This is a genomic window from Pseudomonas sp. SWRI92, from assembly GCF_014268685.1.
Taxonomy (GTDB): domain Bacteria; phylum Pseudomonadota; class Gammaproteobacteria; order Pseudomonadales; family Pseudomonadaceae; genus Aquipseudomonas; species Aquipseudomonas marvdashtae.
Genome location: NZ_JABWQY010000054.1, coordinates 1 through 323 on the forward strand (window position 1 = coordinate 1; position 323 = coordinate 323).

Sequence of the window (323 nt, forward strand, 5' to 3'; positions counted from 1 at the left end):
TTATCCAGATACACCTTGCTGAATGGTTTTGGGTCTGCTGCGCAGCCCAGCGGGAGCAAGCTCCCTCGCCACAGGTTTATCGTTTGCTTTCGAAAGCGGCGTTTGCTTGTGGGAGTGAAGATCAAGGTACTTTCGTCATCCCGCCAACTGCCAACTGCCAACTACCATCGCGAGCAAACCCGCACTCACAGGAAAAACGCGATCCCAACCACAACCAGGTCGGCTTTCAGGCCGCCTCGCGGCGGACGTTGATCTCGGCGCCCCGTTAACCACGCTGGCTGAACGAAGGTATTGTGGAGGGGGCACCTCGGCATGGATGCCGA

The 323-nt window shown here is 57.9% G+C and carries 1 pseudogene; it reads right to left on the reverse strand.

Annotated elements, in window-relative coordinates:
- Positions 1-226: 226 nt before the first annotated feature.
- Positions 227-323: pseudogene (locus tag HU762_RS27015) on the reverse strand (nucleoid-structuring protein H-NS); the annotation flags it as partial.